Raw genomic sequence first — 20,201 nt, 5'->3', positions numbered from 1 at the left:
TGGAGAAAATCGTGACAAAGGCACGTTTGCGATTGTCTTTTACCGGCCGGATATGACTGCAACATGATTATTGGCGCTATTGGTTACACGACGTCCGCGGTATTTTTCTTCGCCTTGTTGCTGGTGCTGCTGGCAGGGCGCTCCGGTGTATCGTTCAAGCGCTTTCTAGCGTTGGCTTCAGCCGCCAGTGGGATATGGGCTGCAGCAGCGGCGCTGCAAGCGGCATTCGATACCACTCTCATTATCACCCAGCTTTTGGAACTCCTGCGCGATCTTTCCTGGCTGGCGTTCCTGCTGCACATGCTCAATGCGCGCGCGGATGGCAGCAAGGTAATGTCCACCGGATTGCGAACCGCGCGACATGCCATCTACGCTTTTACCGCGGTGACCATGCTTTTGGCGCTTTACCGCTATTTTGGTGGTTTGAGTCTGTCGTTTATTGTCGGGTTCGATTATGCGCTGGCGGGACATCTTCTCCTGGCGGTGGTTGGCTTGGTGCTTCTCGAGCAGATTCTTCGCAATACTCCGGTCGATCTGCTCCGTGCTATCAAGTATCTGTGCCTCGGCATAGGCGGCATGTTCGTCTATGACTTTTACCTGTATTCGGACGCGCTCCTGTTCCAGCGTATCGACCCGGCGTTATGGGAGGCACGCGGGTTTGTCAACGCGCTCGTGGTGCCGGTGATAGGCATATCGCTGGCCAGGAATCCGCAATGGTCACCGCGCGTCTTCATTTCCCGAAGAGTTGTTTTTCATACTTCCGCGCTTCTTGGCAGCGGCATATATCTTTTGGCCATGGCCGTGGGCGGCTACTACGTCCGCGACTATGGCGGAACATGGGGCGTGGTGGCGCAGACCATTTTCCTGTTCGGTGCGGTACTGATTTTGCTGATTTTGCTGTTTTCCGGACCGCTTCGCGCCCGTTTGCGTGTTTTTATCAACAAACATTTCTTCCATTACAAATACGATTACCGAGAGGAATGGCTGCGGTTTATCCGCACGCTGTCGTCGAGCGATCAGAATATCCCGTTGCCGGAACGCGTCATTCGTGCGATAGCGCAGATGATCGATTGCCCTGGTGGCGTGCTATGGGTGCGGCGCGATGACGGCAAGTTCGAGCCCGCCGCGCGCTGGAACATGGATCTGCCTGTTTCAGCCAGCGAGCCGGCGGACAGTTCTCTGGTGCGGTTTCTCGAGATTCAAAAGTGGGTCATCAATCTGGACGAGTATCAGCGCGATCCCGGACTTTATCGGAGTCTCGGCGACCTGGAAATGCCGGACTGGCTCAAAACCGCGCCCAATGCCTGGTTGATATCGCCGCTGATTTTGCAGGAGAGCCTGCTGGGTTTTGTGGTGCTGGCGCGGGCGTCGGCGAGCCACAGGGACTTTAACTGGGAGGACTCCGATCTGCTCAAAACCAGCGGCAGCCAGGCGGCGAGCTATCTGGCGCAGCATGCCATCTCACAAGCATTGGCTGAAGCCCGGCAATTCGAAACCTTTAGCCGTTTGTCGACGTATGTCGTTCACGACCTCAAGAACCTCATCTCCCAGCTGTCATTGGTTGTTTCCAACGCGGCGCGCCACAAAAGCAATCCTCTCTTCATGGAAAACGTGATCAGTACCGTGGAAAATTCGGTTTCCAAAATGAATCGGCTGTTGGCGCGCATGCGCGATGGCGTGCAGACGGACACTCGGCGAGAGGTCAATCTGGCCAAACTGCTGGAAGAAGTCGTGCGCGATGCCAAGTCGTCCAGGCCCGTGCCGGTTTTGGAATGTCAGGAGAAGGATCTGACTATCGCGGCGGATCGCGATCGTCTGGCGTCGGTCATGGGCCATGTGATTCGGAATGCCCAGGACGCCACGCCGGAACATGGCCGTGTGACCGTCAGGCTGCAGAAGATTAATGGCCACGCCGTGGTGGAGGTGGAAGATACCGGGTGCGGCATGGATGAGTCCTTTATTCGCGTGCGGTTGTTCCGGCCATTTCAGACGACAAAAGGCGCCTCCGGGATGGGTATCGGTGTTTACGAGGCCCGTGAGTTCGTGCGTTCGCTGGGAGGCGATATCCACGTGGACAGCAGGCTGGGTGAAGGCACGGTTTTCCGCATCCATTTTCCATATCAGGCGGCCGTTGAATCATTGAGATACCGCCAGAATTTCCATTAACCCGTTATGCCGATAAACAACAAGTTGCTGGTGGTGGAAGACGACCCCGGCCTGCAAGATCAGTTGCGCTGGTGTTTCGACCGCCACGAGGTGATCGTGGCTGGAGACCGTAGCGGCGCCATGGAACAGCTGCGACGCCACCAGCCGCCGGTGGTGACCCTGGATCTCGGTTTGCCGCCGGATGCGGACGGCATCAGCGAAGGTTTGGCTACACTGGAAGAAATCGTGGCGCAAAGTCCTGACACCAAGGTAATCGTCGTGACAGGTCAGAACGATCGTGAAAATGCGGTGCGCGCCGTGGGATCCGGCGCCTACGATTTTTATCACAAGCCGATCGATCCCGAGATTCTCGGGCTGATCGTTAACCGCGCTTTCCGGTTGCGCGAACTGGAGCTGGAAAACCGCGTGCTCATGCAGCAGAAAACCGACCATCCGGTGGAAGGCGTGGTGGCCTGCAGCCCGGAAATGGTCAAGGTATGCCGCACGATTGAAAAAGTCGCGCCATCCGGCGCCAGCATTCTGCTCCTGGGGGACAGTGGCACGGGCAAGGAGCTTTGCGCGCGCTCGCTGCACGATTTGAGCTCGCGGGCCAGCAACCGCTTCATCGCCATCAACTGCGCGGCGATTCCGGAAAATCTTCTGGAGAGTGAGCTCTTCGGTTACGAAAAGGGCGCCTTTACCGGCGCCGTCAAGCAGACCCCCGGAAAAATAGAATATGCCAACGGCGGGACATTGTTCCTCGACGAGGTCGGCGATCTGCCGATGTCGTTGCAGGCTAAATTGCTGCGCTTTCTGCAAGAGCGCGTGGTGGAGCGCATCGGCGGGCGTCAGGAAATCCCCGTGGATGTGCGCGTGGTGTGCGCCACCCACCAGGACCTTCAGGAGAAAATTCGTTCAGGCACGTTTCGCGAGGATCTCTATTACCGCATCGGCGAAATCGCGGTTCAAATACCGCCGTTACGCGAGCGCGGCGGGGATATTCCCCTCCTGGCGCGCATGTTCCTTGAGCATTTTAACCGCGAACAAGGACAAAAACATCGCGGCTTCAGCAAAGACGCGTTGATCGCCATGGAAGCCTACGGTTGGCCCGGTAACGTGCGTGAACTGAAAAACAGGGTCAAACGGGCGGTCATCATGGCGGAGGGAAAGCATATAACGCCCAAGGACCTGGAATTGAATACGGCTTCAGGCGATGAGAAGCCTCTGGACTTACGTCATGTGCGCGACGAAGCGGAACGCCAGGCTATCCAACGTGCCTTGAGTCATGCTGACGGAAAGATAAGCCAAGCGGCGGATATGCTCGGCATCAGCCGGCCGACAATGTACGACCTTATCCGAAAATTTGATCTCAAGGTCTAGTTTACGTAGCCCGGATGAAGCGTAGCGGAATCCGGAAGTTAATTATTCAACCGAGATCACCCGCTGCCGGTTCAGACATGGGAATCCGAGAGACCATTCTGATCCCCGGATTCCATTTCATTCCATCCGGGTTACGGTGAATCGCGCTATCCAAAAGCGCCCTTAATTACGGCACTACGACTATGTCGCCGCCCTGAAGCACGATGTTCTGTTCCAGGTCTTCTCCCTTCTCCACCTTTGAGTATTTGAAGAGAAAGACTTTCTGCTCGCCGTTCACCCGGCGCAGGATTTTGATCTTATTCTCCGAAGCATAAGCCGTCAGGCCGCCGGCCATGCTGAGCGCCTGCATGACGTCGACATTGCGGGTGACGATGTAATCCCCGGGCTTATTTACTTTGCCGGTGACATATATTTTATTGCCCAGGCTTTGCTTGATCGAAACCGTCACCACAGGGTCCGGCACATACTTTGTCAGCTTGGCGGTGAGTTCCTTCCGAAGCTGCTCAATGGTTAGACCGGAGACAATGATATCGCCTGTGAGCGGGAAGTTAAGCCCGCCGTCCGGTCGCACCATCGACTCTTTTTGCAGGTCTTTTTCCTTCCATACGGAGATTTCCAGCATATCGCCCGGTTGTATTACGTAACTATCGACTGCTGAGGCACCGGCTTCCGCGGGTTTTTCGGTTGGCGTGCTATCCGATGCCGTAGAGACGGAAGACATGGAACTGCACGCGGCGAGAAACAGGAAAAGTGCTATCGTTAAAATCTTCATTGGTTAAATCTCACTACTGATTGATTATCTTTAGGGAAGCTCTGAATAAGTCCCCCGTTCGCCCTGAGCCTGTCGAAGGGTGAACAGGAAATCCCGTAAACGTAAAGTAAACGTAAATAGGAGGCGATTCGTCCATTCGTGGTTCGACAGGCTCACCACGAACGGACTTAATCAGGCCTTCCTTAGCTATAAAGGGCATTGAATTCAGCAAATAAACACATCTTACTGAACTTGACCAATCTCATTCTACCGCAAATATCCCTGAAAAGTCGCAAGAAGCGTGACGAGGAACAGCACAAATACCAGGTTTGACAGTGCATGGGTCAGGACCAGCAACGACAGATCCCGGGTGCGCTGATATAGCCAGCCATAGAACAGCGAGGGGACGAATACCAGCAGGGCGGTGGTCCAGTCATGCGTCAATCCATGCAATAAAGAGAACAGCAGTGAGGCGATCAGGTTTGAGGACCGGCCCTGGCCCAGCTGCGTCATGAAATAGGCGCGGAAGAACCATTCCTCGGGCAGAGCAGCCAGAAACAGCGTGCTTATGGCGTAGGATAAAGACTGTGGCTGCCAGATGAGCAAGCCGGCAATTGCCAACGCAAGTCCCGACGAAGCAATCAGGTTTCCACGACGGCTAGGGAACGCGGGCAGCTTCCATCCTCGATCCAGCAGGGGAAGGAAGAGCATAAGGCCGATCAGAACATAATCGCGGCCTGGATAATAAAAAACGGCGCAACCCGCAAGGGCTGCGCCGTTCAGCAAAGGTATAAAACGCGCTAGCGTCAGGCGCGATTTTGCCGCCGCCGGATGACCATTCCCAGCCAGGCGACGAAGCCCAGCACCAGCCACCAGTCGCCGCGGTCGGTCGGGCTGACCTGGCTGGAGCTGAGACTGCAACCGCTGGTGCTTGCGGAGGCTATGGTCGTATTTGTTGCTCTCACGCCCACCCCGCTTGGATCACCAACCGCCCCTGATGAGCCGTTATCGTCGTCCGCACCGCCATCGACGATAGTCAGCTGGACGCAGTTGTTCCCGGCGGCGAGGCCCGAAGAATAAGATGCAGAGCCGGTCTCAGGGCAGATACCAGCAGATACCGCAGCGGCCGAGGCGATGGCATTGCCGCCTGTGGTTAAGAAATCCTGCCATGTGCTGTTGACTAACTTACGATAGACAGCGTTTGCTGGAATTGGTGCTGAAAGCGGGAGGACGACTTTCACGCTGCCACCAGTCGCTAAGCCGGTCACGTTGAAATCAAAGCAGCCACCCACGCATTGCTGGGCAAGCGCACTGTCGGTGCCCACTCGTGTCGTGGTAAGCCCTCCGCCTGTTGTCCCTGCCGCGACTGCTATCGCGCCAGGGGCAAGCGTACCGCTTCCGCTCGCGGGATCCGTCGCTCGCACCGTTATGCTTACTGACGCGGGACTTGATAAATTTCCTAATGTGTCCATCACGGTGTATTGGAAGGTGTCGATCCCTGAGAAACCGGCGTTAGCGGTGTAGGTTAACGCGCCGCTCGATCCGGCCACCGCCGTGCCGTGGCTTGCTTGCGTTGAAATTGCCAAGGTCGTCCAATTGATGGGGTTATCGCCCGCGGTGACTTTATTATCGGTTATGAGATTTAGGGAGGCTGGGGTAATTCCATTCGTCGTAGTGCTGTCGGCACTCGTTATTGGTGGCTGCACAGCTTGCACGGTGATGGTAACCGTGGCGGTGTCGGAAGTAATGCCGCCGCTCGTTAGCGTGTAGGTAAAGGTGTCCGTTCCGGTATATCCACCGACCGAAGTGTAGTCAACAGTGTTATCGGTTTTTGCAGTTGCTGTTCCATGCGAAGGTGGAGTGACGATGGCAAGGCTGCTGGAACCAATTGCATAGTTTGTTTGAGTGTCGTTGGTGGTAACGTTGATATTTTGTAGCACCGCGGTCTTTACTGTTGCGGTATCGTTCGCAAGGGGGAATGCAGGAAGCGTGACAGTACCCTCCAGATGCAGATAATACTTGACGTTACCAAATCCGGAAGGGTCACCGTTCGGTACAGTGGCCGCGTAGTCCAGTATGTATGTACCTGCACTAGACCATATTAGGGGGGTAGCATGGGTCCACTGAAACCGGGCGTTGCTGTCGGTGAAGGTCCAGCCGGTGCAGTTCATCCAAGCCGCGGTGCAGTTGAGCGGTTGCCAGGCGCGCGCGTTCATGGGGATCGCCGCAATGCCGTTCCAGGCTACCGTCCAGCCGCTAAAGACCAGCGTGCCATCGCCGTTATCGGTAATAACCGCCTGGGCGGGGCTTGCATTCACCCGGATGTAATCCATGCCGGTGTTGCCGAAGAACTCCCACTTATCGAAAGCGGCACTCTCGGTGCCATTGATGCAATTGCTATGGCTGCCGCTGGCGGAGACAGGTGAACCGATAGGAATACCCGTCCCGAGGGAAATAACACCGGTAACGCAACCCGCGCCGGTCATAGTACCGTTGTTGATGGCGGTTCTTTCGCCTGCGGCAATCTTGCTGTTGCCATCCTGGTCCATGCCGAAAAAGGAGCCGACGCCGGTAAATACATTGTTGGAGTCTACCGCCCCGGCGGTGATATTCAGCACGGCGCCGGTGGGTAAGGTGACCGCCTGTGCCACCCCAACCTGTACAGCGCCCGCGAACAGCAAGGCCGCGAAGAGCGGCTTCCTTAGGTTCGACGCCGTGGATAATTTTTGGTCACTGAACTTCTTCATAATCAAAACCTCCTCACATCAGAATGCTGGTGACTTCTATTCTAAAAAAGCGGGCAGACCGAGCCCGAGTTTTTTCGTTTAGATATCGCTATATTTTTTATTATCTGTCTAGTGTTTGTTAACGGTCAAATTTCAAAGTGTTTTTTCATTAAAAGAAGAATCCCACGCCTATGCCGAAGGAATCCTGCGACATCTTTATGGTTCCCGAGTTGCCAATGTAGGTTGGCCCCGACTGCTCGAAGGGGAACGCATGCATATAGGCAAAGTTCACCTCCGTTTGTTTGTCCAGCTTATAGGTAGTGCCGAGTGTGGCGTGGTGCTGAGTTGTGGCCGGCGCAACGATGTTGAATGCGATGTCATGAGATGAATTAATCGGGCTCTTACCGTAGTTCCATCCCGCACGGTACGTCCACTTGCTGTTGTATACGTAATTTACTCCCAGTTTATATACTGTTTGATCGTGCCAACCGAATCCCAAGCCAGCATCCTCGCCCAGACCGTTTTCCGCCTTGCTCGTGGGAAATAGACCATTGGGGTCACCCGGGAGGTTCGGGCCAGTATTGGCGATGGATCTGACCTTGCTGTAATACGTACGTATGACGTCCATCGCGATAGTCGCTTTGGGAGTGAATTTCAGAGCAAACCCCGCTCCTAGATTAGCCGGGGTATCCATATCGCCCTGCTCGGCAAACAGCTCGGAGTAATTCTGGAACTTTGTCATGTATATTTTGGATGTTGCGGCGGCGCCGAGGGTCAGCCCCATATTCGGGAGCTTGCCCAGCCAGCCGAAGCGCATACCCATTCCGCGGCTGTATTCAGGCCCACGGTCCGTAAGACTGGTGTCTGTCTGCGAGGATGTAAATTGAGTGAAGTTACCGAGCCCAAAGGCTTTGAAGCGGGCGACACTCAGCACGAGGGTGGCGCCCAGCGTGTTGTTGTCATTGATTTTCTGCGACATGGTGGGGTTCATTTGCATGACCATGAGGTCAACGCCGAGATCTCCGGTATGCGGGTTTCCCGTGCCGTTGGGAGGATTCGCCGAGATGTCGTAGAAATTCTGTTTGTAGTGAGAGCCGCCGCCACCAGCACCAACCATGCTGAAGTTAAATGAGGTTTCGTTGTCCAGCTGCATATTCAGGCCCAGGCCAGGCAATAAATATTCATTCGCACGGCTTTTTGAATTCACGCCACCGAGTGATGCCTGAGCGCTGGGGAGAAACAAGGTTGCCTCGGCATCGAAGCGCGTACCAATTTCGGAAATGCCTGCCGGGTTGACTGCACTGACCATTGAATCTTGGGGAAAGGCCATGGCCACGCCGCCCATGCCCACCGACTTAACGCTGTAGCCGATCATGAACATTCCATTGGTGGCCAAAGCCGTGGCAGGCAGTGCCGAAAGAACCGCAAGTACTAAAGAACGCTTGAGTAAGCGTGTCATGTTAAATACTCCTCCTAAAGGCAGTGACTTCCAATGAATTGTTATCGTACGGCGGAATGTGTAATCAGTATTTACTGACTGTATCCAGCAATTTTCTGAAAAACACATTTACATCCGCAGGGAGATGGAGGGTTTTCAGCAAATTTCCGGCAACAAACCGCTTTGTCTATTTTTTAATTTCCCGGTGCGGCTAACAGTATCCAGTGCAAGATTTATGTTGTCAAGCAAGCTGAATATTTAAGTTATGCGGGTCAAGATCAGGCCGTTATGCTCGCAAAAATCCTGCGTCCACGCACGAATTGTGCGAGTTATCATGTCCCGGGAATTTGGTCAGGAATACCTTTGAAAGCTCTATAAAAAAGGGGAGAGCGGCTTGGCTGGCTGTGCCTTAGATATATGGAATCCATGCCGAAACATGCATCCCTTTCATTCAAGCGAAAGTTACCAGATTGTTCTAGTGTAAGTTATGCTTTCTGCGCAGTAATCCCGCAAGCCCGAACAGACCGGAACCGAACAGCCACACGGCGGCAGGGACTGGAACCGCGGCGATGGAAGCATACGCGGCCGGATCGGTGGTGACATAGTTGGAATGACCTGTCGGGTTGATCTCATAGAGCAACCGCGTGCCATCCGCTCGCATGAGGAAGCCATAGCCGGCAAACGAGTTTTGGTAGCAGTGGGCGCCATCTGACGCACGAATTTTGTCGGCTGCTGGATCGCAGAGGTTTGTGCCAGAGGCGACTGTCACTTGCCAAGTACTGTCTGCATTCAATTTCCGTGTTCCATCGAGGTTGTAAGAGCCAGCCGTCACCCACACGCCTTTTGGCACAACGCCGCCGCCCAAGAAAGACACTTTGTTCTGGTAATTCGGGTCCAGATCTCCTGTAAGGGGATTGGTATTGTTCATCACGGCGCTTCCCCTATAGGTCAACAGGGTTGACCCCATATTCACGATATAATCGCCGTAGCTGCGCATGATGAACCCGGGCACGATCTGCGTGCCACCGCCCGCGCCCGGAGTAGGGTGGCCGTTTCCCAAATAAGCGTCAAATGCGAAGTCGAAAGTGACCTGTCCAGCCATCATCCCAACACCGTTGGGGTTGCTGTTCAGTACCGAGCCGCACCATCCTCTGGCGTCGGAAATCGCATAAGGCTGAAAGTTGATGGCCGTATCAGAGGTCTGGTTCGGGGTTACTCCGGTTGTGTCTCGGTATTGGAAGTAATCATAAAAACCGAATTTCATGTCATTCCGCGCGACGAAGTAGTTGCCCGCCTTGTCGATTTGCATGTTGTTAAAGGTACTGCCGGCGGGGGTGGTGTAAGCCCATCTGTAGAAGTTAACTGTCCCATCCATGCTGGAATTATTATAAAAGGTCGACAAGTCATCGGCCTGGACTCTTTTTGCAGGGTCTGGTGTATTCCAGTCAAGATTGTCTGTTACCGCGCCCGTTGTCGGGTTTTGGCTGACGCCATAGGTCACCACCTTTTGGCGCTGGCCGATGTTGTTCGGATCAAAACCAGAGGTTCCGGGTACTACGAAATCGTTGACACTGGAACCGTTGGGTCCTGTGTATCCCCAGTCGTTGAACGTGATGGCTCCGGCGTTGCCGTAATGGGCCGCGTCGTACGTTGTAATATAATTTGTTCCTGAGCCGGTCGGATATACAGCGAGGGCGGAGTGTGTCACGGCGGTTGCGGCCAATAGCACCAATCTTCCAAGCAGTTTCTTATTCATTACATCCTCCTCCTGGTCTGAAATTATTTACTATCTTTCCCGCTTTTCGGTTGCCACGGGTAAAATATATATTACTACATCCGACAGAATCATATAGTTAGGTATGTTAATTAACAAACGATAATGCCGCTCGCCGACAGAGTGGTTCCGTTGCCCATTGCATGCAAGCGGTTATAGCTCCATCAAGTCGGATGCTCTGAATGACCGAGACAATTTATGATATCTTGTATTGCATGCCGAACCAAATTACAGGCGTTTTACATCTGAATCACCTCGTGAAGGTGTTTCCGGCCATGGACAGGCTGGAGGAGGCCGCTACTCATTGTGGAAGGCGCTCGTTACGATTATCCGAGCTTCTTGGTGGGTTTTTGGCTCGCCTAACGCGATGATGTGGACATCTCCAAGGACAGAGAACAGCCCGTGCCCGGACATCTATTCGTGTCGGTCAAACATGACGCATAGCCAGAGCGTTTCAAGCTCCCGGTTCAACTTAGTCAAAAATATATGGCGCGCGCGGGCCATGGGCATTTGTTTTCGTCCCAAAGCGGCGCATTTCCATTATTCGTCGCCAGAATGAAACCTGAACGCAATCGTCCTTGTCCCTGTGGCAGTGGAAAGAAGTTCAAGCACTGTTGTGAAAGCAAATCGGTTCCATATCGTGCATCGCCACCCGCGGAGGTCATCACGTTGCCGGATGGCAGGGCGGTCAGTATCGCCGTCGCGATTCAGGCGGGCATCGAACACCATCAGGCGGGAAGATTGCGAAAAGCTCAAGCCATCTATGACTCGATATTACGCACGCAGCCAAACAATCCGGATGCACTGCACTTGCTCGGGATGGTCGCTCGTCAGACCGGCAATCTTCAGGTAGCCCTGGCCCTGATCGGCAAGGCGATCACGCTCAACCCGGATGCGGCTCTTTTTCACAACAACCTTGGAGAAGCATTGCGCACACTGAACAGGCATGACGAGGCCATCGCCGAGTCCCAGCGCGCCCTGGAACTGCAACCGGATTTTCCCGAGGCGCACTGCAACCTCGGGATGGCGTTGCGTGTTGCCGGAAGACCGGATGAGGCCGTCACGCACTTCCAACGGGCGATTAAATACAGGCCGCGCTTTATTGAAGCCTATCTCGGATTGAGCGAAACGCTGGTCAAGCTGCATCGGGGCGACGAGGCGCTCAGTTGCTTGAGGCAGGCATCAACATTTTCTCCCAGCGACCGGGGGCTGGCATGCGCCATGGGAATCACGCTGCGCGCATTGGGCCGCATCGACGAGGCCATAGCGCATTATGTCCGGGCTATCTCCGAACATCCCGACGCACCAGAGTTGCATCACAATCTGGGCTTCACTTACCAGACGCAGGGTGATCTGATGCATGCTGCGGAATGCTACCGCAGGGAACTCGAGCTGTGTCCGAATGACCAAGTCGTCCGGCACATGCTCAATGCCGTAGAACGGATCAACAGTGATCGCGCCCCGGCGGAATATGTGCGGATGACATTCGACCACTACTCGAATATCTTCGATGAACACCTGGTCAAGAAGCTGGAATATCACATTCCCGAACTTATCGGCAAGGCGATCCGGGATATTGGCCGTCGCGATCTTGACAGCGTTGATCTGGGCTGTGGAACAGGCCTGATGGGACCCGAGTTGCGGGATATCAGCAAAAGTCTGGCCGGCGTCGATCTTTCTCCGAAAATGATCGAGATGGCTCGGGCGCGATCCGTCTATGACCGGCTTGTGGCGGGCGATCTGCAGGAGTTTCTCGAGACGCTCGACCCATCGAGTATTGACCTAGCCGTTGCCACAGATGTTTTTGTCTATATCGGCAGGCTGGATGAGATTTTTACGCAGTGCGCGCGCGTCCTGCGCCGTCACGGCGTTTTCGCGTTTTCTCTGGAGGCACTGGTGGCGGGGGACTTTGCCCTGCAAACTACCGGGCGTTACGCTCACTCGCCGGAGTATGTCACCGCTCTCTGTCAGCGTTCGGGTTTTCAGGTGTTGCAACATGCCGATGTAGACATCCGCAAGAACCTAGACCAGCCCGTGCCCGGACATATGTTTATACTTGTCAAAACGGGTGAGCGGCCGGAAAATTTCGCATCTTCGGCCCACGTGTCTTAAAAAAAGATCCTCGATGAAATCCGGGCGCAATCGGCCTTGTTCCTGCGGCAGCGGCAAAAAATTCAAACACTGCTGCGAAGGTAAAGGGGTCGCCGTGGATTCCAACTCTGTTGTTCCACAACGCGCCGGCACGCGCGTTAGAACACTCAAACTGCCCAACGGCAATGCCGTTACCGTTGCGGATGCGATACAGGCGGCCGTGCAGCTTCATCAGGCCGGACAGCTGCAAAAAGCCTCTGTGCTATACGACCTGGTGCTGCAATCCGAACCGGAGAACGCGGATGCGCTGCATCTCAATGGCGTGGTGGCGCATCAGTGCGGCAGACACGAGGCGGCGGCTGTTCTGATCGGAAGGGCGATCGCGTCGAACCCGGACGTAGCCATGTATCATAATAATCTCGGTGAAACGTATCTCGCCATGAACAGGGCGTGCGAGGCGATCGCGGAATGCGAGAAAGCCCTCAAGCTCCAATTCGACAGTCCAGAAACATTTTATGTTATGGGCAGAGCGCTGCTGGCGGATGGGAGGCCGGAGGAAGCGGCGACGTTCATTGAACGTTTCCTGAGTCGCCGGCCCGATTTCATCGACGCCTATATGCCGCTGGTTGCGGCGCTGTGCCGCCAAAACAAGGCGGAAGCCGCGCTGGCCCGCTGCCGCAAGGCGCTCGCGCTCCATCCCGATCATGCGGTACTGCTGTGCGCAGCGGGTATCGCCCTCAGCAAGCTGGGCAGAACCGATGAGGTCATTGCGCATTACCGGCAGGCATTGCTCGCCAGATCCAACTTCGCCGAGGCGCATCACAACCTTGCCAATGTCCTCGCCGCGCAAGGCCGGGTGGAAGAGGCGATTACGCATTACGAGAAGGCGCTGGCGCTCAACCCGGATTACGCGGATACGAACAGCGCCCTGTTGATGTGCCTGAACTATATCCCGCGTTACGATGCAATGGCCGTTTATCGCGCGCACCTGAAATTCGCCGAGCGGCATGAGGCGCCATTGGCCGCCTCCATCAGGCCGCCTGGCAATGACAGGTCATGCGATAGGCGTCTGCGCATCGGTTATGTCTCCTCCGATTTCAGGCAACATGCCGTGGCCCACTTCATCGAGCCGGTATTGCGCCATCACGATCACGACCGGTTCGAGGTGTTTTGCTACTCCAGCCACGATACGGAAGACGACGTCACCCGCCGGATGCGACCTTATGTTGACCAGTGGCGCAATATCGTTCGCTTGCCGAATGAGGCGGTGGCGCAATTGATCCGGGACGACAAGATCGACATTCTGGTGGACCTTAACGGCCATACGGCGTACAACCGCCTGCGGGTTTTCGCCAGGAAGCCGGCCCCGGTGCAGGTTACGTGGCTGGGATATCCGAACACTACGGGTCTTTCCACGATGGATTACCGCATTACCGATGAATATGCCGATCCCGTCGGCCTGACGGAGGGGTATCACAGCGAGAAACTGATCAGGCTTCCGGGTTCGTTTTCCTGCTATGCACCGTTACTCGATTGTCCCGAGGTCGCGGAATTGCCTGCCCGGCGGAACGGATTCGTTACCTTCGGGTCTTTCAACAACCTCGCCAAGGTCACGCCGGAAGTCATTTCCTTATGGGCGTCGATCCTGAGGGCGATTCCGGGCGCTTGCCTCATGATTAAAAACAAAATCCTGAACGAACCGGCGCGCCGGGAAGTCTTGCGTGACGCTTTCAGCGCCCATGGCGTTGCCGCGGAACGACTGAAGCTCCTCGGTCACAGCGCCTCCGGCGCGGAACATTTCGAGCAATACAACAGCATCGATATCGGTCTGGATCCGTTTCCGTACAACGGCTCGACCACCACTTGCGACGCGCTCTGGATGGGTGTACCCGTAATCACCTTGGCCGGGACCACGCATGTCGCGCGCGTCGGCGTCAGCCAGCTCAGCAGCATCGGGATGACGGAGCTCATTGCACGCACCCCGGATGACTACGTTGCAATCGCCACGCGGCTGGCGCATGACCTCAATACCTTGGAGAAAATCCGCAAGGAATTGCGCGCAAAAATGAGCGTATCGCCGCTGGTCAACGCGCCGGTATTTACCCGGAATCTCGAGCAGGCTTACCGTGCGATGTACGAGAAGTGGCTTGCCAATAACTCGCGATAGCTCCCCCTCTGCAATATGTCACGTAGTTGCCGAAGGACGCGTGGTCCGCCTCTGCCCTCTGTGTACCTGTTATTACTGAAGCTGTTCTATCTGGCGCATCGAAACATCAGTCAGAGGTGGACGATGTCGATAAAAGTTTGGAAAGCAGCGCTGAACCGGTTTGCCATCCAGTTCGAAAAGCGGAGACTACGGTGTTAAAAGACGTTAAACGATAACTCGTTTACGCAAAACTTCGGACATCCTCGACCGTTGCCCGTCCTGCTGTTAGCATACGGCACCATACTTCACGCGCTGGCACCTTGTGGCAGCGCTTGTCCGATGGCCCAGATGACGCCAGAGAGTTCGCGCGCGATTGTTTCCGGAATATTGGCAATCTCCCCTAAAAAGCGCGCCTCGCCGCTTGTTCCATCCGCTATAACAACAGCCATGGTGTCTTTAGATTCATCATGCCCTATATATTTGTTAAGCTTCTTCATGGCCTCCCCTCTCAATATCGGCTCTGCGCCGATGGTTGAACAAACCCCAGGCGCGGCCCAAGTGGCTTCAGGTGCGGCAGGTCAATACATGATATCTATCAGGCGAGAAGTTGCTCTTTGAACTCAACTTTGAAATGCATAAACGCTGACAAAGACGCTTGTCGCGTTGCCGTTAGCGATAGCAGCGGGGCCGTTTCCGCCGACCTGGCGTTTAAATTTGCGAGTCCGGGCAGATCGTGTCCTCCATAAAGCGGGCGCTTCGGCTAAAGAGCCGCGCCAAAGCCTTGCTGGGACACGGTCAGTTGACCGAGGCGAGACAGCAGTACCTGGAGGCGTGTCGTCTGGACGACAGAGATCTCGAGGCGTGGGTGATGCTGGGCATCGTCGAAGGAATGCTCGGCAACCTGCCCGAGGCGGAAAAACGTCTCCGGCATGCAGTTCGTATCAACCCCGATTTGCCGGAAGCCCACTTGAACCTTGGCAACATACTAAAGTTGCAGGGCAGACTTGCGGAAGCGATCGACGCCTACGGGCGCGCCGCGCAACTCCGGCCGGACGTCGCCACGCTCATCAACCTCGGGAATACGCTGAAACAGTGCGACAGGCTGGAGGAAGCCGTCGAATGCTTGCGCCAGGCCGTATCCCGCCAACCTGACAATGCCAACGCCCACTACAATTTGGGCAGCGCCTTGCGCGCGCAGGGAAAATTGGATGACGCCGTCGCAGCTTACCAGTGCGCGATACGGTTACGCCAGGGTTTTGCCGAGGCGCACAACAATCTCGGTGTTGTCCTGCTTGACCAGCAAAAGATCGATGACGCCATGAGATGTTACCGGGAGGCGTTGCGACTAAAGCCCGATTATGTCATGGCCCACTCGAACCTCCTGCACGCCCTGAATTACCAGTCGCTTGAAGCTTCCGTGGTGTTCCACGAGTACCGTCTGTGGGACCAACAGCATGCGCGCCCACAGCCGCGTTATTCGCGCTATGCCAACGCGCCCGATCCAGAACGCAGATTGAGAATCGGCTACGTATCGTCCGATTTGCGTCAGCATTCTGTCGCCTTTTTTATCGAACCGCTGCTGACGCAGCATGACCGCGCAATGGTAGAAGTCGTTTGCTACTCCGATGTAGCCAGGCCGGATGACACGACTCGACGCCTGAAGGGCGCCGCCGACCTGTGGCGGGATATACATGGGTTGAGCGACGAACGGGTTGCAGAGCAAATTTACGCCGATAATGTCGACATACTGGTCGATCTGGTCGGTCACGTCGGTGCGCATCGGCTGCTGGTCTTTGCCCGCAAGCCAGCCCCGCTTCAGGTCTCGTATCTCGGGTACCCCAACACCACGGGTCTTGCAACCATGGATTACCGATTTACGGATGCGTGGGCCGATCCCCCCGGACAAACTGAGGCGTTTCATTCCGAGACCCTGCTGCGTCTTGCGCCGGGATTCCTGTGTTACCAGCCGCCTCCCGATGCACCCGAGATCGGGCCGTTACCAGCCTATCAGGGGGGCCATGTGACGTTCGGCTCGTTCAACCATTTTACCAAGGTGAACGCCGAGGTGATCGAGACATGGGCCGCGATTCTGCGCGCAGTCCCGGGCGCGCGTCTGCTAATGAAGCATAACGTATTGGCCGATGCGGGAGTCCGGAAACAGATATGGGATCTGTTCTCCCGGAACGGCGTCGATCAAGAACGTGTGAGCCTGCTCGGCCCGGCACCGTCACTGATCGAGCACCTCAACACCTATAACCGGGTGGACATCGCGCTGGATACCTTCCCCTATAATGGGACGACCACCACGTGCGAAGCGTTATGGATGGGCGTGCCCGTCATTACGGTGGCAGGCCATGCCCATGTCGAACGCGTCGGCGTGAGCCTGCTGTCACAACTTCAGCTGGCGGAGTGTATTGCGCAGGATCATAACGGTTACATCGAAACGGCCGTGAGGATGGCTGCAGACCTTGACCGGCTGTCCGAGTTGCGTGCCGCGCTGCGGCAACGAATGCAGGATTCCCCCTTGTGCGATGCAAAAACGTTCGCCAGGAAAGTCGAGTACGCCTATCGCAGTATGTGGAAAAAGTGGTGTGCACAACAAGCCGGCGAATCGGCATAGCCGGGCACCAACTACGTTCTCGCATCAAGCCATCTCCACTCAACTCATCGTTCTCGGCAATGCGACAATCGCCTTTGTCAGCGTTTATGCAGTTCAAAGTTGGGTTCAAAAAGCATGTTCTTGCCCATTAGATGGTATTCTGAGGAGCCCCAGTGCTTCATATGTAATATGGACGTCGATACGTTGGAATAACCATTTCCAATGAAACGGTCGCATCGTGCGGCGAGATAGGCGTCCCTGATGACTTCAATCCCTGTCCGACGCTTGTCGCGATGATCCTGATGATGCACGCCCTGATCACTGCCGCTGCGCGTGCAGTCCGTGAATACTAGCCGTCCGGCGTATCTATGCTTGAATTCATCCAACGTTCCAACCGAATCCGTGAGCACGAATACGAATGCGTCCGGATGGCCCTGCAGGTATTCGTCTATTAGGGAATAATACGTGATGTTCGTCTCATGCAGCTTTGGTCTTTCAATGATTTTATCGCTGCCCCGCACGTGAACCGCCACGCCATTGCGATCCCGCAACGTCCGGTTCCAGAATTCCTCGATTTCCAGGTAAATGTCGCTTGTGGGCTTGATATAACTGCTGAAAAAACGGCGATATATCTCTTGCGGCTCCAGACCATACAGAGGATGGCCGGAAGGTATCCAGGGCACAAGGTCGGCCACGTAGGTATGGAAATCGCTCACGACGATATTTTCTTCCCGGTTGAGGAAATAAAGCCCGGACATTCTGGAGAAGGGGCCATCCCACTTGTTGACGTCGTTGTCGAAGAGATTTTGATCCGACCATTTGGGCGGATAACAGGTTCGCCCCTGGCCGGCAATATCCCGGATCGTGACATTCGAAACCGGTTCGAAAAACGACTCGAACGCGTTGTCGCAATCCTCGTTTCTGTACAGACTGTTGCTGCCCCAGTGAACCACAGGGGTCCTTCCCGTCATCTCCGCCAGCAACAACTGCCCGAGAACGTGATCCATGTCAGACCATAATCCGTAGCCCCAGGATTTGATCAGGAGGAATTTCCCGGGTGAGTCCGATGCGCCACTAGGACCGATGCGTCGTTGGGACTTGACGCGCAGCTGATACTCGTCCTTTTCCCTTTTCGCAAGCCCCAGGTACGTCTTGGCCTGCTGATTGTTTGTTGCCCCACGTATGGCTTTCTTGAAATGGCCTATGGCAGCATCGTGCATTTGCACTTTCAGGGATATCAGGCCAAGCAGTAGATGGGCGTCTGCCGGATCACCCCATTTCCGGATCATCAATCTCGCGGTCAACTCGGCCTGCGGGAGGTTTCCTGCCTGATAACAGTGGAACCCAAAATTCGTAAGCGTTCTGAGGTCGGGCACGCCGTTCAATCTTCTGTTCCTGTGCGAATGATTAGGATGAATGGCGACATCCGCTCTCTCGGTGATTGAGTGGACGAATCGGCGCTTCCACTCTGGCGCTTTCGATGCCGTTTAGGGGGGGAGCGACCATTAGGCTAGCCATAACCGATTCAACCGTCATGTGGATACCTCGATCCTGCCTCTATCAATCGATCCTTGGCCATTGGGCCTTGATCGGTTCGATCGCGCGTTCCCAGCGGCCGGTGACCATATTCCAGGTAACGACCGTGCCCGAGAGACCATTTGCCAACAGGCCGGCGATATCGCGCCTCGCCATAACGTCCTGCAGTTCCTTGATGACATTGTCACGCCGCATCCGGCCATCGGCACCTAGCAATGCGTCGATCTCCTTGTAATACGCGTCACGATCCGACGACAGGCCGCCCGCGTGCTGCCGAAAGAATCCCGTGATCGCATTGACTCTCGCGCACTCGGCGTGCGCGGCGAACCGGCGCCACAAATCGAAATCACCGGCACGCTTCAATGCCGGATCGATTCTGCCGCCGTTGGCGCGCCATAAACCCAATGACCAGAAACTGCCTTCCTGCTGTATAAATCCAAGCAGCCGTCCTTCGTACAAACCGGCATTGATGGCCTTCTTTGAGTAGGCGGTTCCGCCTGTGCGGCAGAAGACCGCGGATCCTTCGTCGTTGATCTGGGCAAAATTGCCCGACAACCACGTCATGTCGGGAAATGCGCGCCCGATCGACGTGATTGCCTGCAGTGCGCCCTGTTCGAGACGATCCCCGGCGTTTATCCAGGTCATTACGCTTTCATCGGGTGCGTCACCGGCACATGCCGAGAACCCCTTGTTGATGGCATCGTATAAACCCTCGTCGCGGGACGACAAGTAGGTAAACTCCAGTTCCCGGCAGAAAAGCGGCCAGTGGCCGCGCTTCAACCGATCGGCCCACTGCTCGATTTTCCCGACGGTACCGTCCGTGGATCCTCCATCCTGGATGTGGTAGCGCACCGAGAAGTCACCGCTCTGCGAGACGATGCTCTGTATCGTGCCATCGATATAGCGTTCGGCGTTCACGCAGGGGGTGAGCACAAAGAGGCGTCGCATGATCAGGGCGTTTCAATTATTTGCGGATGCACAAGTATAACCACCCGAAGGACCCCACGGCCACTTCGACTTTCCTCATCCGTGGTCAGTTTGATTCACCCCGGTACCGCGACAGGGCAGGGTTGATTTGCCGGCACTCTTCCGATTAATTCTCTCGGGAGGCGCGAGAGGCGGGAGGCTGAAGCTCACTGGCGATGATGTTGACCGGTGGAAGCGGTGGCAACCGCCAACGTCACCGTTCGGGATACGATCAGCCCGACGGTTACGGCCGCGTTTGTGGACCAGCGCACCGGGCTGGTTGTGAGCCAGGCGTCGAAGAACGCCATGGTGATCATCAAGGCGGCGGCGATGAATACGTGCGATCCGCAGCCGACCGTTAACTCGATGGTGGGTTTGCCCGTGAACGACGGCGAATACATCAAGGTTCACGTGGAGAATCAGCGGCTGATCATCGATGACGCGACGCAGATAACCTTGTCGGTCATGGCAACCGATGCATCCGGGAATTCAGCGACCGGCCACGCCAATCTGATCATCGCTCCGTATCCGGGAAAACTGTTGATCCAGGGCATACATGGAGGGACAGCGGTATATGCCGCTGTCCCTCTGCGCATCGGAGGATTATCTATTACATTGAGAGGATGCCGGGGACTACGGTAATAATACC

14 protein-coding genes and 2 pseudogenes are annotated in these 20,201 nt (G+C 55.6%); 8 read left to right on the top strand and 8 right to left on the bottom strand.

Features of this window, described 5'->3' with window-relative positions; translation table 11 throughout:
• The first annotated feature begins 63 nt into the window (after positions 1–63).
• On the top strand, positions 64–2,166 hold the full coding sequence (gene prsK, locus ACC569_RS00200) for an XrtA/PEP-CTERM system histidine kinase PrsK (RefSeq protein ID WP_372521461.1): 2,103 nt from the start codon (positions 64–66) through the stop codon (positions 2,164–2,166).
• Between the two features lie 6 nt (positions 2,167–2,172).
• Positions 2,173–3,525, top strand: coding sequence for a PEP-CTERM-box response regulator transcription factor (gene prsR / locus ACC569_RS00195; protein WP_372521460.1), 1,353 nt, complete (start codon positions 2,173–2,175; stop codon positions 3,523–3,525).
• Positions 3,526–3,691: 166 nt separating this feature from the next.
• Here prsR and ACC569_RS00190 read toward each other — a convergent pair whose 3' ends face one another.
• From ACC569_RS00190 to ACC569_RS00170, 5 genes are all read right to left on the bottom strand, one after another.
• Positions 3,692–4,297, bottom strand: a complete 606-nt coding sequence (locus ACC569_RS00190; RefSeq protein WP_372521459.1) for a polysaccharide biosynthesis/export family protein — start codon at positions 4,295–4,297, stop codon at positions 3,692–3,694.
• Between the two features lie 246 nt (positions 4,298–4,543).
• Positions 4,544–5,062 carry a type II CAAX prenyl endopeptidase Rce1 family protein gene (locus ACC569_RS00185; RefSeq protein ID WP_372521458.1) on the bottom strand — a complete coding sequence of 173 codons (519 nt, stop codon included), beginning with the start codon at positions 5,060–5,062 and terminating at the stop codon, positions 4,544–4,546.
• 20 nt (positions 5,063–5,082) lie between these two features.
• The gene (locus ACC569_RS00180; RefSeq protein WP_372521457.1) at positions 5,083–7,023 is read right to left on the bottom strand and encodes an Ig-like domain-containing protein; all 1,941 of its coding nucleotides are present in this window, start codon (positions 7,021–7,023) and stop codon (positions 5,083–5,085) included.
• 148 nt (positions 7,024–7,171) lie between these two features.
• Positions 7,172–8,461 (bottom strand): OmpP1/FadL family transporter, encoded by a 1,290-nt coding sequence (locus ACC569_RS00175; RefSeq protein WP_372521456.1) that lies wholly within the window; start codon positions 8,459–8,461, stop codon positions 7,172–7,174.
• Between the two features lie 454 nt (positions 8,462–8,915).
• Positions 8,916–10,196 (bottom strand): VPLPA-CTERM sorting domain-containing protein, encoded by a 1,281-nt coding sequence (locus tag ACC569_RS00170; protein WP_372521455.1) that lies wholly within the window; start codon positions 10,194–10,196, stop codon positions 8,916–8,918.
• 504 nt (positions 10,197–10,700) lie between these two features.
• Between ACC569_RS00170 and ACC569_RS00165 the strand changes: the two are divergent.
• The 4 genes and pseudogenes from ACC569_RS00165 to ACC569_RS00150 form a co-directional block, all read left to right on the top strand.
• A pseudogene (locus ACC569_RS00165) lies at positions 10,701–10,835 on the top strand (SEC-C metal-binding domain-containing protein); the annotation flags it as partial.
• Between the two features lie 48 nt (positions 10,836–10,883).
• Positions 10,884–12,326 carry a tetratricopeptide repeat protein gene (locus ACC569_RS00160; protein ID WP_372521521.1) on the top strand — a complete coding sequence of 481 codons (1,443 nt, stop codon included), beginning with the start codon at positions 10,884–10,886 and terminating at the stop codon, positions 12,324–12,326.
• Positions 12,327–12,339: 13 nt separating this feature from the next.
• Positions 12,340–12,405 (top strand): annotated as a pseudogene (locus ACC569_RS00155) (SEC-C metal-binding domain-containing protein); the annotation flags it as partial.
• Positions 12,406–12,420: 15 nt separating this feature from the next.
• Positions 12,421–14,472, top strand: a complete 2,052-nt coding sequence (locus tag ACC569_RS00150; protein WP_372521520.1) for a tetratricopeptide repeat protein — start codon at positions 12,421–12,423, stop codon at positions 14,470–14,472.
• Positions 14,473–14,756: 284 nt separating this feature from the next.
• On the opposite strand, the gene ACC569_RS00145 is transcribed toward ACC569_RS00150, so the two are convergent.
• Positions 14,757–14,948: a hypothetical protein gene (locus ACC569_RS00145; RefSeq protein ID WP_372521454.1), complete on the bottom strand. Its 192-nt coding sequence runs from the start codon at positions 14,946–14,948 to the stop codon at positions 14,757–14,759.
• 236 nt (positions 14,949–15,184) lie between these two features.
• Between ACC569_RS00145 and ACC569_RS00140 the strand changes: the two genes are divergently transcribed.
• Positions 15,185–17,071, top strand: coding sequence for a tetratricopeptide repeat protein (locus tag ACC569_RS00140; RefSeq protein ID WP_372521453.1), 1,887 nt, complete (start codon positions 15,185–15,187; stop codon positions 17,069–17,071).
• Between the two features lie 77 nt (positions 17,072–17,148).
• Here ACC569_RS00140 and ACC569_RS00135 read toward each other — a convergent pair whose 3' ends face one another.
• A complete protein-coding gene (locus tag ACC569_RS00135; RefSeq protein WP_372521452.1) occupies positions 17,149–18,435 on the bottom strand; it encodes a hypothetical protein in 1,287 nt (428 codons plus the stop codon).
• A 175-nt stretch (positions 18,436–18,610) separates the two neighbouring features.
• Positions 18,611–19,534, bottom strand: coding sequence for a glycosyltransferase (locus ACC569_RS00130; protein WP_372521451.1), 924 nt, complete (start codon positions 19,532–19,534; stop codon positions 18,611–18,613).
• Positions 19,535–19,750: 216 nt separating this feature from the next.
• On the opposite strand from ACC569_RS00130, the gene ACC569_RS00125 reads away from it, so the two are divergent.
• Positions 19,751–20,194, top strand: coding sequence for a hypothetical protein (locus ACC569_RS00125; protein ID WP_372521450.1), 444 nt, complete (start codon positions 19,751–19,753; stop codon positions 20,192–20,194).
• The last annotated feature ends 7 nt before the right edge of the window (positions 20,195–20,201 follow it).

Origin of the sequence: Sulfuricaulis sp., assembly GCF_041499725.1 — a bacterium.
Lineage (GTDB): Bacteria > Pseudomonadota > Gammaproteobacteria > Acidiferrobacterales > Sulfurifustaceae > Sulfuricaulis.
The sequence above is the reverse complement of the archived record's forward strand: the minus strand, read 5'-3'. Positions and strand labels throughout refer to the sequence as shown.